This window comes from Pandoraea nosoerga (assembly GCF_902459585.1).
GTDB classification, from domain to species: Bacteria; Pseudomonadota; Gammaproteobacteria; order Burkholderiales; family Burkholderiaceae; genus Pandoraea; species Pandoraea nosoerga.
The window spans coordinates 228,500-242,793 of record NZ_CABPSC010000001.1; the positions used below are offsets into that span (position 1 = coordinate 228,500).

Here is a 14,294-nt window from a genome sequence, read left to right on the forward strand (position 1 = left end):
CAACATGACACAAACCCATCAACCCAAGGCGCTCGTGGTCGGCGGCGGTATCGGCGGCCTCGCGGCCGCGCTGGCCCTCGCCAATCAGGGCGTGCGCATCGAACTGCTCGAGCAGGCCGAGACCATTGGCGAGATCGGCGCGGGCATTCAGCTCGCCGCCAATGCGTTCGCCGCGCTCGACGCGCTCGGCGTGGGGGAGGCGGCGCGCGCACGCTCGGTCTTCACCGACCACATCACGCTGCGCGACGCGATCGACCGCAGCGTGATCGCCGAGGTCGACGTGGGCGCCCCGTATCGCGAGCGCTTCGGCAACCCTTACGCTGTGATCCACCGCGCCGACATCCATCTGTCGATTCTCGAGGCGGTGCAGCGCAATCCGCTCATCCGGTTCCGCACCGCCACGCGCGTCGTCTCGCTGGAGCAGGACGACGCCGGCGTGACGGTCGTCGACCAGCATGGCGAGCGCCATACGGCCGACGCCGTGATCGGCTGCGACGGCGTGAAGTCCGCCGTGCGCGCCGTGCTCATCGGCGACGAGCCGCGCGTGACGGGGCACGTGGTGTACCGCGCCGTGGTCGACGTCGAGAACATGCCGGAGGACCTGCAGGTCAATGCGCCGGTGGTGTGGGCCGGCCCGCACTGCCACCTCGTGCACTACCCGCTGCGCGGCGGCAAGCAATACAACCTCGTGGTCACGTTCCACAGCCGCGAGCAGGAAGTCTGGGGCGTGCGCGACGGCAGCAAGGAGGAAGTGCTGTCGTACTTCGAGGGCATCGACCCGCTGCCGCATCAGATGCTCGACCGTCCGACGTCGTGGCGCCGCTGGGCCACCGCCGATCGCGACCCGGTCGCGCAGTGGAGTTTCGGCCGCGCGACGATTCTCGGCGACGCGGCGCACCCGATGACGCAGTACATCGCGCAGGGCGCGTGCCAGGCGCTCGAAGACGCGGTCACGCTCGGCGCGGCGTATGCGGCGGCCAACGGCGATTTCGTCGACGCCTTCGGCCGATACGAACATGCGCGCATTCCCCGCACCGCGCGGGTGCTGTACGGCGCGCGCGACATGGGCCGCGTATATCACGCCAAGGGCGTGGATCGCTGGGTGCGTAATTCGCTGTGGAAAGGCCGAACGCAGACGCAGTTCTACGACGCGCTGCAATGGCTGCACGGATGGCGCGCCGAGCACTGCCTGTCGCAAACGCCCTGGCTGAGCGCCGAGTAAGCCCCCGCATCGCCACAGGATCACCACAAGAAAACCGGCAGCACGGAGCCGGTCGGACGGCAGCGCGGCGTGTGGGTATGCGCCGCCGCGCTGCCGCCCGCCGCCCTGCCCGACATTGCGTCGCCTGTCGTCTGGCGCGCGCGGGCAGCGGCGGCCTCATCACGACAATCGCTGCAACGCAACCGCGACGCGGGCCCTGTGCCTCGCCGCGACTGGCACCTTCGAGGAGACAACCTATGCCAGCCACCCCCATCAACGTGACGGCGTTCATCGACCGGCATCGCATTTCGCCGTTCCAGGTGATGATCGTCGTCCTGTGCTTCCTGATCGTGGCCATCGACGGCTTCGACACGGCGGCCATCGGCTTCATCGCCCCAGCCATCCGCGCCGAGTGGTCGCTCACGCCGGCGCACCTCGCCCCGCTCTTCGGCGCGGGGCTCGCGGGCCTGATGGCGGGGGCATTCCTGTTCGGCCCGCTCGCCGACAAGTTCGGCCGCAAGTCGATCCTGGTCTTCTCCGTGATGTTCTTCGGACTGGCGAGTCTCGCCTCGGCGTTCTCGGCCGAGCTGTGGCAACTGATTGCACTGCGCTTTCTCACCGGCCTCGGGCTGGGCGGCGCCATGCCCAATGCCATCACGCTCACGTCCGAGTACTGCCCGGACTCGCGCCGGTCGTTCCTCGTGACGACGATGTTCTGCGGCTTCACGCTCGGCTCGGCGCTGGGCGGTCTCGCGTCGGCCGGGCTGATCGACGCGTTTGGCTGGCGCTCGGTGCTGATCGTCGGCGGCGTGGTGCCGCTCGCGCTGGGCGTGGTCCTGATGCGTGCGCTGCCGGAGTCTGTGCGCTATCTCGTGATGGCGGGCAAGTCGCCGCAGCGCGTGGCCGCCGCGTTGCAGCGTATTGCCCCGCATGAGGATCTGCGCGGCGCGACGTTCAACATTGCATCGAAGCCGTCCACGACGTCGCCGGTGGGTCATCTGTTCAAGCCGGAGCTGCTGCGCGGCACGCTGCTGTTCTGGGTCACCTTCTTCATGAGCCTGCTCGTGATCTATCTGCTCTCGAGCTGGCTGCCGACGCTCCTGCGCACGAACGGACTGACGCTGCGCAACGCGGCCATCGTCACGGCCATGTTCCAGGTCGGCGGCACGCTGGGCGCCATCGTGCTGGGCTGGCTGATGGATCGCTTCAATCCGCATTACGTCCTGGCCGGGGCCTACGTGCTGGCCGGCATCTGCATTGCGGCCGTGGGACCGCTGGCCAGCTCACCCGTGCTCGCGTCGGTGGCCGTGTTCTGGGCCGGCTTCTGCGTGTCCGGCGGGCAGGTCGGCGCGAATGCGCTGTCCGCGGAGTTCTATCCGACCGACTGCCGCGCGACAGGCGTGAGCTGGGCCAACGGCGTGGGACGTCTGGGCTCGGTGGTCGGCTCGGTGGGGGGCGCGTCCATGCTCGCGATGGGCTGGTCGATGCCGGCGCTGTTCGCCGCCATCGGCGTGCCGGCCGTACTCGCCGGCCTGACGATGCTCACGCTGGGCCGCTTGCGCCACCGTCAGGCGTCGCGCGCGCTGGAAATCGCGGCCTGAGCCGTTTCGGCTGACGCCACGCCCGGCCCGGCATTCTTCGGGCGCCATTCGCGGCATGCGATGGCGCCCGTCGTCGTTTGTGGCGCGGATGGCGACACCCGCGGCGAGCGCATTGAATGCTGCGGCGCAAACCCTCGCAAACAGGAATACAGTGTCGGATGGCGCGCGGGTGCCGCTGCTGCGGCCGAGCCGATGTCCGGGGGGACCGATCCCGCATCGTGCGCTCCTCGCGTTCTTTTTTCATTCCTGTCACGACTTCCGTGGAGATTGAAGGTGTCACTGCCCCCGCTTCTCGTCCTGATTCCCCTGCATTCGGAACAGTTGGCCGAACTGCGACCGCACTTCGACGTGGTGTACCGGCCAGGTCATCAGCCCGTGCCGGAGGGCTGGGGCGCCGAAGGCGAGCGCGCGCGCTTTGTGCTTACCAACGGCGCGCGGGGGTTGAGCGCCGCCGAGTTGGCGCATCTGCCGAACGTCGAGCTGGTGTGCGCGTTGGGCGCCGGGTACGAGAACCTGGACCTCGCCGCGATGCGCGCTCGCCAGATCGCGGCGGTCAACGGGGCGGGCGCGAACGCGGCGACGGTGGCGGACCAGGGTTTTGCGCTGCTGCTGGCGGCGGTGCGTCGCATTCCCGAGTACGACGCGGCGTGCCGCAAGGGCGTATGGCGCGATGCGCTGCCCATGCAGCCGGGCGTGTCGGGCAAGAAGATGGGCATCGTCGGGCTGGGCGCGGTCGGTCGCCAGTTCGCCCGGCGGGCCGAAGGGTTCGACATGCAGATCGGCTACCGCAATCGCAATCCTCGCAACGACCTGCCGGCGCATTATCGGTATTTCGACAGCGTGCTGGCATTGGCGCAGTGGGCGGATTATCTCGTGGTGACGGCTCCGGGCGGAGAAGCTTCGCACCATCTCGTGGACGCGCAAGTGCTGCGCGCGCTGGGCAAGGACGGCTTTCTGGTGAACGTGGGCCGCGGCAGCGTCGTGGACACGGCAGCCCTTGCGAACGCGCTGCGCGCGGGCGTCATTGCGGGCGCGGGCCTGGACGTGTACGAGGGGGAGCCGTCACCGCCCCAGGCGCTCATCGACTTGCCGAATGTGGTGCTCAGCCCCCACGTTGCCGGCCGCTCTCCCGAAGCCGAAGCCGCGACCCTCGCCATGTTCCTCGAGAACACGCGGCGCCACCAGGCAGGCGAGGCGCTGTTGACGCCGTTGTGACGACAGGCACCAGGGCCGCCCGGGCTGCGTGGGCTATGGGCTATCACTGGCGTCAGTGATTATCCAGCCCGTCGATGCTGCGCTCGGGCGACGGCGAGAGGGTCTCGCCGTCGTTCACGGGCTCGAGTTCGATGCTGCTCTTGGCATGGCTCGTGAGGAACGCGGTGTCGCATGTCGGGCAACGGACTTGTGCATCGGAGCTCAGGTAGTCGAGCATCGCCTGGACGGACGGCTCGCTCGCCGCCACGGGAAAGCGCGCCTGGCAGATGGGACAGACGACGAAACCGGTGTGGATCGACAACATGGCAAATCTCCCGTAATCGACATCGAAAATGCTACAGCCAGTCCGTGCGACGAGGACTGGCGCGCGTGGCGTCCTCGCGCCCTCGTGCGTCGGGACGCCCTGCCTCACGCTGATCGTCCTGCCGATCCGCCTGCTGATCGTCCTGCTGATCCGCCTGCTGATCCGCCTGCTGATCCCCCCGCGGTGCGCGCTGCCCCTCACGCGGCTCCCGCCGCGCCGGCCCGTCGTTGGCCGCCACGCCCACGGTCGGCTCCGGACGCGCCACGTCCCTTTCCGGCGCGCCGGAGCGCCGCGTCGGATCGAAGTCACGCCACTCGCCGTTTTCCCATACGCCATCCGCCTCCTCGATTTCGGCCGCGCCAGCGTCGCGCAGCACGGCAATGGCCGTATCCGAGGTGACATCGTCGACGTGGGCGGCGAGCATCACACCGGCGTCGCGCATGCCCGCCTGAGCCGCCGACACCTGCTCGCGACCGCGCAGGCGTTGCAACGCGCCGAGAAAGGCGCCGAGATAGGCGCCGGCCATCAGCCCCACCACCGGCACGAGCCAGAAGCGCCACAGCGTGACGAACAACAACGCGCCCAGCGCGAGCCCGAACGCGCCGCCCGCCACCACGCCCTGCGCCGCGCCCTTGCCTGCCGGACGCGCCGCGGCGTCGGCATTCACGTCGCCGCCCACCGCAAAGCGCGCGTGCTGCCCCGTGGGATTCAGAAAGAACACCGAAACGTCGGCCGGGCGGAATGCCCGGTCGTACAAACGGCTTGCCACCAGATTCGCCTGATCGAACGTCGTGAAACGCCCTGCGACAATCTTCGCCATCGCCATTCTCCCTTTGCCTTCGATGCAGGTACCGATTCCGGTGGGATGACGAACATGCCGCTTCGTTTCATCAAGGAATCCTTTCGGTCGACGAGACACATTGAGAAAATCAATACGCTGGAACCCACTGCTGCACCGCGGATCGCATGTGCATATAGTGCAGGTATTGCAGCGGGCTCGCCTGCATTGCCTGTCACCGAATCCTGCATGGGGAGCATTTATGGCTCGCGCGATCTGGAAAGGCGCCATCAGCTTCGGACTGGTCAATATCCCTGTCTCGCTGTTTCCGGCGTCGACCACGCACAGGCTCGATCTCGACTGGCTCGATAAACGCACCATGTCTCCGGTGGGCTACAAGCGCATCAACAAGGAGACCGGCAAGGAGGTGCCGCGCGAGCAGATCGTGCACGGTTACGAGTACGAGAAGGGCAACTATGTGGTGCTGAGCGACGACGAGATCCGCTCCGCCAACCCCGAGGCGACGCAGACCGTCGACATTCTGGCGTTCGTGGCCGCGACCGATGTGTCGTTCATGTATCTCGACACGCCCTATTACCTTGTGCCCGAGCGCGGCGGCGCGAAGGCATACGCCCTTCTCCATGCCGCGCTCGTGAGGGCGGGCAAGCTCGGCATTGCCCGTGTGGTGATGCACACGCGGGCACACCTGGCCGTGCTCGCCCCGGCCGGCGATGCGCTCGTGCTCGACACACTGCGCTGGCAGGACGAGATGCGCGATCCGGCGGAGGTCGGGCTCACGCGCGAGAAACTCGAGAAACTGAGCGCGCCCGGAGAGCGCGAGCTCGACATGGCCATGCGGCTCATCGACGAGATGTCCGGGCCCTGGCGTCCGGGCGACTACCACGACACGTTCCAGGACGACCTCAAGGCGCTGATCGATCGCAAGATCGCCTCTGGCCAGACGCGTGAGGTCGCGCAGATCGAGGCGAGCGCGCCGAAACTGTCCGGCGGCAACGTCACCGACCTGATGGCGCTGCTCAGGCAAAGTCTCGGCGCCAAAGGCAAGCGTGAGCCGGCGGCCGAGGCGGCGGAGGACGTCGAAACGAAACCGGCGAAGCCGAGCCGGGGGGCGTCCGCGAAGGGCTCGGGCACGGCGAAGAAGGACTCGACGAAGAAGAGCTCGACGAAGAAGGGCACGCCAAACAAGACGCCGGCAAAGCGTGCGAAGGGCGCCGGAAAAAACAGGGACGAGTGACGAGGATCATGCCGGCACGAAGCACCAAGCCATCGACAAAAACCGTGCGCGGGCGCCACCGTGGCCCCCTCGCGGCCTACGACGCCAAGCGCGACTTCGCCGCGACGCCGGAGCCGCGTGGCAAGCGCGGGGGCAACGGTCGTGCGCTGCGCTTCGTGATCCAACGCCACGACGCCAGCCATCTGCACTACGACTTTCGCCTGGAGCTGGACGGCACACTGAAGTCGTGGGCGCTGCCCAAGCAACCGAGCCCGGACGTGACGCGTCCGCGCCTGGCCGTGCAGGTGGAGGACCATCCGCTGGCGTATGCCGATTTCGAAGGGGATATCCCGGCGGGCAACTACGGCGCCGGGCACGTCGACATCTGGGACAGCGGCTCATGGGAGCCCGACGGCAACGCACGGCGCGACTACGCCAACGGCAAGCTGTCTTTCACGCTGCACGGCGAGCGCCTGAAAGGGCATTGGACGCTGGTGCGCACCGACAAGCCCGCGCGCCAACCGCAATGGCTGCTGCTCCACCGGCGCGACGACAAGGCGTCGAAGCCGTCCGCGAGTGCGAGCCCACCGAAGGCCCCCGCCACCGGCAACACGAACAAAGACCGCTCCGGTCGCACCGGCCGCCCGGCCCGCGCGGCGCCCACCACCCGCTCCGCCCGCTCCGCCCGCTCCGCCATGTCGCCGCCCGCGCACGTCGAGCCGATGCTCGCCACGCTCGTCGATACGGCCCCGGCGTCGGCGGGATGGCACGCCGAGGTCAAACTCGACGGCTATCGCGTGCTGATTCGCATCGACGGCGACGACATTCGCGTCTTCACGCGCTCCGGCCAGGACTGGACGCATCGGTTCAGCGCCGCCGTCCGGGCGCTGCGCGCGCGCAAATTACCGAACGCATGGCTCGATGGCGAGGCTGTCGTGATGGACGCGCACGGTCTGCCGGACTTTCAGGCGCTGCAGCGCGCCTTCGACGAGAACGCCACGCACGCCATCGTCATCTATGTTTTCGACCTGCCGTGGTGCAATGGCCAGGACCTGCGCGAGACGCCTTTGCGCGAGCGGCAAGCCGCGCTGGCCATGCTTTTCGATGAAGGCGAGGGCGGTGAGGGCGATGAGGGCGGTGAGGGCAGTGAGGGCGGTGACCAGCACGCGGTTCGTTTTCTGCAACCGGTCGCGGGCGAGCTCGAAGCGCTCTGGCACGGCGCGTGCGACGCAGGCCTCGAAGGCATCATGATCAAGCGCGACGACTCGCCCTATGTGAGCGGTCGCAGCGATGCATGGCGCAAGCTCAAATGCTCGCAACGCCAGGAGTTCATCGTGCTGGGTTTCACCGAGCCGTCCGGCTCGCGGCAGGGGCTGGGCGCCCTTTTGCTCGGCTACTACGATGACGACGGCAAGACACTGCGATACGCGGGCAAAGTCGGCACCGGTTTCGACACGGCCGGACTGGTGCGCCTTCGCAAGCGGCTCGACACGTTCGAGACGCCGCGTGCACCGCTCTCGCCCGCGCCGCATCCGGGCGGGCGCGCCCCGGTCCACTGGCTGCGCCCCGGGCTCGTCGCGGAGGTGCGCTTTGCGCAATGGACGCGCGGCGGCAACGTGCGGCAGGCGTCCTTCGTTGCGATGCGCGACGACAAACAAGCGAAAGAGATCCGGCGGGAGGCCCCGCGCGCGGGCCGCGCCAACGTCCATGAGGAGGCTCCATCCATGACTCGCGCCGCGCCGTCGAAGAACCGCAGCCCCGCACTGCCGATGAAGATCACGCACGGCGAACGGGTGATGGACACGCTCTCGGGCGTCACGAAAGCGGAACTCGCGGCGTACTACCACGCGGTGAGCGAGTGGATGCTGCCGCATCTGGCGCAACGCCCGTTCGCGGTACTGCGCGCGCCCGAAGGCATCGGCGGCGAGATGTTCTTCCAGAAGCACGCGGCAAAAACGATCCCCGGCGTGCACGAACTCGACCCAGCGCTCGATCCCGACCATCAGCCGCTGATGCAGATCGACGACGCGCGCGGCCTCGTGGGCGCCGTGCAAATGGGCACGATCGAATTTCACACCTGGAATGCACGCAGTGATCTGATCGAGCGGCCCGACCGGGTGATCTTCGACCTGGACCCGGGCAAGGGCGTCGAGTTCGGGCACATTCGCGACGGTGCGGAACTGATCCGCAGCCTGATGGAAGCGCTGGGACTGGAAGCGTTCGTGAAGACGAGCGGCGGCAAGGGCCTGCACGTGGTGACGCCGCTCGCGCGCCGCCATGACTGGGACCTCGCGAAGGGCTTTGCGGAACGTGTGGCGCGACATATGACGCGCGTCTTTCCGGACCGCTTCACGGCGACGATGGGGCCGAAGCACCGCGTGGGCAAGTGCTTCATCGACTACTTGCGCAACTACCGGGGCGCGACGACCGTCTGCGCGTATTCGGCTCGCGCGCGAGAAGGCATGGCCGTGTCGATGCCGATCGCATGGGACGAATTGCCGGACCTCGAGCGCGCGGACCAGTGGAACGTGCGCAATGCGCTCGAGCGCCTGCGCGCGCTTGGGCGCGACCCGTGGGCCGGCTACGAGAAGGCCTCGCAACAACGCATTACGAAAGACATCCTGGAACGGCTGGGCGACTGAGCGTCCGACGCGCCCTTGCGGGCGCCGGCTAACGCCGTCCGGGGCCCGCTTCCCCCTCCTGCAGCCAGCGACGCTTGTCGCGCAGCGGCGCCTCGCCGAACACCCGGGCGTACTCGCGGCTGAACTGCGAGGCGCTCTCGTAGCCGACCGCCTGCGCGGCGGCGGCCACCGCCGCGTCTGCCGCGAAGATCAGGCGTCTCGCCTCCTGCAATCGCAACTGCTTCTGATACTGCAACGGGCTCATCGCCGTCACCAGCTTGAAATGGTGATGCAGCGACGACACGCTCATGTGCACCTCCTGCGCCAGCGCCTCCACCCGCAACGGCTGCGCATAGTGTTCGCGCAGCCAACGCACCGCGCGCGCGATACGGTTCATCTGGCTGTCCTGCAACGCCAGTTGCCGCAGCAATACGCCCTGCCCGTTCATCAGCAGCCGATATACGATCTCGCGTTTGATCATCGGCGCGAGAATCGGAATGTCGCGCGGCGACTCCAGCAAGCGCAGCAGACGCAACACCGCGTCGAGCAACGCCGCATCCAAGCGGTTCACGTACATCCCCCGACCGTTCGCCGACGCGGCCGGGGGCGGCAGATTCTCGTCGCCGATGAGCGACGTGACGTCTTCCGCGTCCAGATCCAGTCGCATGCCCAGATACGGCGACTGCTCGCTCGCGCCCGACACCTGCGCGATGACCGGCAAATGCACCGACGACACGAGGTAATGCATCGGGTCGTATGCGTAACGCTCGTCGCCGATCTGAAGCCGCTTCTCTCCTTGCGCAATGACGGCAAAGGCCGGCTGCTGCATGGCCGGCTTCGGGCCGCCCGGGTACGGAATTCGATGCACGGACAGCCCCGCCACGGCGGTGGGCGAGGTGCCGTCCAGCCCGTGCGTCGCACGCTCGAGCAGGCGCACCAGCTCCACGCGCGCGCCTTGCGACGGATCGTCCGCGAAGTCGCGCTTCGGCGCCTCACGCGGCAGTGTCTTGACCAGATGCATGTCCATCCCCTCAACCGGCGCGACCCCATTGGCCGCATAGGCGAGAGCATACGCCTGCCGACGTGACTTGCCCGATCCTCCGGCGAGAAACGCCCATGATCGGGCAAAAATTCCGGAGAATCCGGCAAATTTCGCCGCGCGAGCGGCTCGATCGGGGACGGAGTGCGGGCCGATCCGGCATGGTCGACGTCATCATTCCTGGCCCGTGCGTCAATGGTTTGCCGCCACTCACGGGCGTTGCGACGTGCCGCGCCATGCTGCCCGGGCGGACCGCTTGCAGGATCAGGCAGGAAATGTGCAGGAACAGGTACTGCTTGCCTGATGCCCCGCGCCGCATAATGCCCTCCATCCCGTCCACGCCGTCGCCCCCCTTTCGACGGCGCGTCATGGGCGGCAATCTCAACGGAGCGATGCAATGCGACAACGCAAACTCGGCAACACCGGCCTGTTCGTCTCGGAATTGTGCCTTGGCACGATGACCTTCGGCGGACAGGGCGAACTATGGAGCAAGATCGGTCATTTGCAGCAGAACGACGTCGACGCCCTCGTGGGCCGCGCGCTCGACGCGGGCATCAATTTCATCGACACCGCCGACGTCTATTCGGAAGGCCAGTCCGAGATCCTCACGGGCCAGGCGCTGCGCAACCTCAAGGTGCCGCGCGACAACGTCGTGGTCGCCACCAAGGTATTCGGCGTGACGGGCGCGCAGGGCACCAACTCGCGCGGCCTGTCGCGCTATCACATCATGGACGGCATCAAGGCCAGCCTCCAGCGCCTGCAGCTCGATCACATCGACCTGTATCAGGTGCACGGCTTCGATCCGGCCACGCCCATCGAAGAAACGCTCGGTGCGCTCGACACGCTCGTTCGCCAGGGGCACGTGCGCTACATCGGCGTCTCGAACTGGGCGGCATGGCAGATCGCCAAGGCCCTCGGCATTTCGGCGCGGCTCAACCTCGCGAGCTTCGCGTCGCTACAGGCGTACTACACGGTCGCGGGCCGCGACCTCGAACGCGAAATCGTGCCGATGCTGCGCAGCGAAAACGTCGGCCTGATGGTATGGAGTCCGCTCGCCGGCGGCCTGCTCTCGGGCAAGTACACTCGCGACGGTCAGGCCGAAGCCGGCAGCCGCCGTCAGGCGTTCGACTTCCCGCCGGTCAACGTGGAGCGCGCCTACGATGCCATCGACGTCATGCGAGACATCGCGGCGGAAAAAGGGGTGTCCGTGGCGCAGATCGCGCTCGCGTGGCTGCTCGCCCAGCCGGTCGTGTCAACGGTGATCATCGGCGCCAAGCGCACCGATCAGCTCGACGACAACATTGCGGCGACACGCGTCACCCTGACCGAGCGCGAGCTCGCGGCGATCAACGCCGCCAGCGAGCTGCCGAGCGAGTATCCCGGCTGGATGCTCTCCCGCCAGGGCGACCCGCGCCGCGCGCAGTTGGCCGAAGCCGGCCTGCTGTAAGCCCGCGAGTCCGGCGCGGAACGTGCCGAACTGCCAAACGACGCACGGCAGCACACGGCGGAGCGCCCCGGAGCATGTCTGAGGACCTCCAAGCGTCACCGGCGCACCGCGCAAGCGGTGCGCCGTGTTTCGTTGACGGGTAGCCAGGGGCGCGGTGAAAGGCGGGCGGCCTCAGAAGGTATGCCGCATGCCGACGTTCACGCCCAACTGGTTCGTGCCCGGCGTGGGCGAGCCGCCCGCGCCGCCCGAGCTCACCGAATACGCTGCGTTCCTGCTGTTGCCCAGCCAGGCGAGTTGCGTATAGACGGCCGTGCGTTTGGACAGGAAGTAGGTGCCGCGCACGGTTGCCATCGTCGCGCGCGTGTTCTGGCGCGCATTGAGCATGCGGAACACTTCGCCGTCGATCGCGAACGTCGGCGTGAATTGATACAACGCGCCGACGTAGAACATGTCGGAATTCACGTCGGCGAGCGCGGCCGAAGCGGTTTGCACGCGGCGTCCGAGCCAGCCGGCGCCGGCCTTCCAGTTGCCGCCTTTCACGTAGCCGTTCAATTGCCAGCGCGTGTCCTTGTCCGACGAACTCGTGAGCGGCACTGCCGCTGCGCCGTTGAAGAAATTCGCGGCGGCGCCCGCACCGCCGCGCTGCTCGTCCCACGCACCGGCCACGCCGAACCATGGCGTGTCGTATTTGAGCATGGCGGAAACCTGACGGCACGACGTCATCTGGCCAGCCGCCTGCCCCGCGCACGTGCCCTGCCCCGGCGAGTTGCCGGTGCCGCCGCTGTCGCGACCGAACGAGTACGTCGCGCCGAGCGTCAGCCCCTGGAATACGCCCTTGTACGCAATGGTGTTGTCGCTGCGCGCGTTGGGGATGTAGCTGTCGAGCGAGCCGCTGCCGTAAAGGTCGGGGCCGAGAATGTCCGCGTCGTTCATGACCCAGAACGTCATCGAATACTGGCGCCCGAACGTCAGCGTGCCGTATGGATTCGACAGCCCGACCCACGCCTGACGGCCGAACAGGCGCCCGCCCTGGTTCAGATCGCCGGCCCGCAAGTTAAAGCCGTTCTCCAGAGCGAACACGGCGTGCAGACCGCCGCCGAGATCCTCGTCGCCGCGCAGTCCCCAGCGCGACGGAAGCGAGCCGGTGTTGGCCGGCATGCGCACGAGCGGGCTGTTGTTCGCACCCGCATGCGAGAGGTATTCGATGCCGGTGTCCAGAATGCCGTACAGCGTCACGCTCTGGGCCGGGGCGGGAGTGTGGGCCAACGCGAGGCCGGCAGCCAGCGCGAGCGCGGGCAGTCCCTTGTAGGTCAAGATGATGTCTCCATGAAATGCATGGGGTGGTCCGGCCTGTCCCGGCCGGTAGACGTCGGGCGTTGCACCGCTGCGAGCGGCCGCCGGGAGGACGGGACGCACGCCGCGGGAGCTGCCCATGCGGGCGAGCCGATGGCCCGCCCGCGAGCAAACGCGTCAGGCGGTGCGTGCCGCCGTCGCCGGCACCGCGCTTTCGCGGTTCACACGACGGCGCATGACGAGCATGAGCGCCGCCGCGAGGAACGCGGGGATGGCGACGATCTGGAACGCCTGGGCAATGCTTGCCGCCGATGCGATGAGCACGCCGCCGAGGCTGGAGCCGAGAATCGAACCGAGGCGGCCGACGCCCAGTGCCCATGCCACGCCGGTGGCGCGCGACGGCGTCGGGTAGTACCCCGCCGTGAGCGCGTTGGCGCCGGTCTGCGAGCCGGCCACGCCGAAGCCTGCGAGAAAGACCACGAGCATCAGCCAGCCGGCCTGATGCGTGAGCGTGCCGAGCAGGCACAGCGCAACGCCCGCCATCACGTAGGACGCCGCCAGCACGCGGTACGGACTCGTGCGATCCATCGCGAAACCGATCAGCACTGCGCCGACCGTCCCGCCGAGCGGGAGCATCGCGCCGATACGGGCCGCTTCGGACAGCGTGTAGCCCGCGTCCTTCACGACCAGCGGCAGCCAGCTCGTGAGCAGGTAGAAGGCGCACAGTGTGCAGAAGTACGTTGCCCACAGCAGCATCGTGCCCACGACATAGCGACGTGCGAAGAGACCGCCCACGGCCGAGCGCGATGCGCCGGCCGGCGCTACCTCCGGATCGATGCGCGTGACCTGCGGATCGATGTGGCGCGCGATCGCCAGCAACTGCTGGCCACGATCGCCGCGCGCCGCGAGATAGCGCATCGATTCGGGCAGCCAGCGCATGAGTACGGGCACGATGGCGAGCGGCACCACGCCGCCCGCGATCAGCACGCCCCGCCAGCCGATGTGCGGCAGCGTCTGCGCGACGATCTCGCCACCGATTGCAAACCCGAGCGTGAAACCGCAGAAGGTCGCCGTCACCAGCAGCGAGCGCATGCGCTCCGCGCAGTACTCGGAGCTCAGCGTGATCGCGTTGGGCATGGCGCCGCCAAGACCGATGCCGGTGATGAATCGCATGACAGCCAGCTCGGTGGGGCTGTGGACGTAAGCCGACGCAATGCTGCCCAGCGAGAAGAGGACCACGGAGAGGATCAGCACGCGCTTGCGGCCGATGCGATCGGCGAGCGGGCCGAAGATGAAGCAGCCGAGCATGAGGCCGCCGAGGCCCGCACCGAACACGGTGCCGAGACTGGTGGTGGCCATGGCCCACTCGCTGCGGATGGCCGGTGCGAGGTAGCCGATGGCGGCCGTGTCGAAACCGTCCAACGTGACGATCAGAAAGCACAGGGCGATCACGCGCCACTGAAATGGCGTGATGCCCCTGCGATTCATCAGGGCGGATATTTCCATGTCTGTCTCCTGTACGGTGGATACCGTGGACTGCGCGGCGGGCCGTGGCGCCTGT

General features: G+C 68.0%; 11 protein-coding genes. 6 read left to right on the plus strand and 5 right to left on the minus strand.

Annotated elements, in window-relative coordinates:
• Positions 1 to 4 precede the first annotated feature (4 nt).
• The 3 genes from PNO31109_RS01015 to PNO31109_RS01025 all read left to right on the plus strand — a co-directional run bounded on the left by PNO31109_RS01015 (position 5) and on the right by PNO31109_RS01025 (position 4,017).
• A complete protein-coding gene (locus tag PNO31109_RS01015; protein WP_150553773.1) occupies positions 5 to 1,222 on the plus strand; it encodes a 3-hydroxybenzoate 6-monooxygenase in 1,218 nt (405 codons plus the stop codon).
• A gap of 236 nt (positions 1,223 to 1,458) precedes the next feature.
• The gene (locus PNO31109_RS01020; protein WP_150553774.1) at positions 1,459 to 2,802 is read left to right on the plus strand and encodes an MFS transporter; all 1,344 of its coding nucleotides are present in this window, start codon (positions 1,459 to 1,461) and stop codon (positions 2,800 to 2,802) included.
• A 273-nt stretch (positions 2,803 to 3,075) separates the two neighbouring features.
• Positions 3,076 to 4,017, plus strand: a complete 942-nt coding sequence (locus PNO31109_RS01025; protein WP_150553775.1) for a 2-hydroxyacid dehydrogenase — start codon at positions 3,076 to 3,078, stop codon at positions 4,015 to 4,017.
• A 52-nt stretch (positions 4,018 to 4,069) separates the two neighbouring features.
• On the opposite strand, the gene PNO31109_RS01030 is transcribed toward PNO31109_RS01025, so the two are convergent.
• Together PNO31109_RS01030 and PNO31109_RS01035 are read right to left on the minus strand one after the other, a co-directional pair.
• Positions 4,070 to 4,321: a hypothetical protein gene (locus tag PNO31109_RS01030; protein WP_150553776.1), complete on the minus strand. Its 252-nt coding sequence runs from the start codon at positions 4,319 to 4,321 to the stop codon at positions 4,070 to 4,072.
• A gap of 31 nt (positions 4,322 to 4,352) precedes the next feature.
• Positions 4,353 to 5,141, minus strand: coding sequence for a hypothetical protein (locus PNO31109_RS01035; RefSeq protein WP_241013722.1), 789 nt, complete (start codon positions 5,139 to 5,141; stop codon positions 4,353 to 4,355).
• Positions 5,142 to 5,361: 220 nt separating this feature from the next.
• Here PNO31109_RS01035 and ku point away from each other — a divergent pair, with 220 nt between their 5' ends.
• Both ku and ligD read left to right on the plus strand, forming a co-directional pair.
• Complete coding sequence (gene ku / locus PNO31109_RS01040) at positions 5,362 to 6,354, plus strand: non-homologous end joining protein Ku (protein WP_150553777.1); 993 nt, start codon at positions 5,362 to 5,364, stop codon at positions 6,352 to 6,354.
• 8 nt (positions 6,355 to 6,362) lie between these two features.
• On the plus strand, positions 6,363 to 8,975 hold the full coding sequence (ligD, locus tag PNO31109_RS01045) for a DNA ligase D (protein ID WP_150553778.1): 2,613 nt from the start codon (positions 6,363 to 6,365) through the stop codon (positions 8,973 to 8,975).
• A gap of 28 nt (positions 8,976 to 9,003) precedes the next feature.
• On the opposite strand, the gene PNO31109_RS01050 is transcribed toward ligD, so the two are convergent.
• A complete protein-coding gene (locus PNO31109_RS01050) occupies positions 9,004 to 9,975 on the minus strand; it encodes an AraC family transcriptional regulator (protein ID WP_241013721.1) in 972 nt (323 codons plus the stop codon).
• Positions 9,976 to 10,390: 415 nt separating this feature from the next.
• Here PNO31109_RS01050 and PNO31109_RS01055 point away from each other — a divergent pair, with 415 nt between their 5' ends.
• Positions 10,391 to 11,440 (plus strand): aldo/keto reductase, encoded by a 1,050-nt coding sequence (locus PNO31109_RS01055; protein WP_150553779.1) that lies wholly within the window; start codon positions 10,391 to 10,393, stop codon positions 11,438 to 11,440.
• Positions 11,441 to 11,611: 171 nt separating this feature from the next.
• On the opposite strand, the gene PNO31109_RS01060 is transcribed toward PNO31109_RS01055, so the two are convergent.
• Positions 11,612 to 12,754, minus strand: coding sequence for a porin (locus PNO31109_RS01060; RefSeq protein WP_370749587.1), 1,143 nt, complete (start codon positions 12,752 to 12,754; stop codon positions 11,612 to 11,614).
• Positions 12,755 to 12,910: 156 nt separating this feature from the next.
• A complete protein-coding gene (locus tag PNO31109_RS01065; RefSeq protein ID WP_150553781.1) occupies positions 12,911 to 14,239 on the minus strand; it encodes an MFS transporter in 1,329 nt (442 codons plus the stop codon).
• Positions 14,240 to 14,294: the final 55 nt, after the last annotated feature.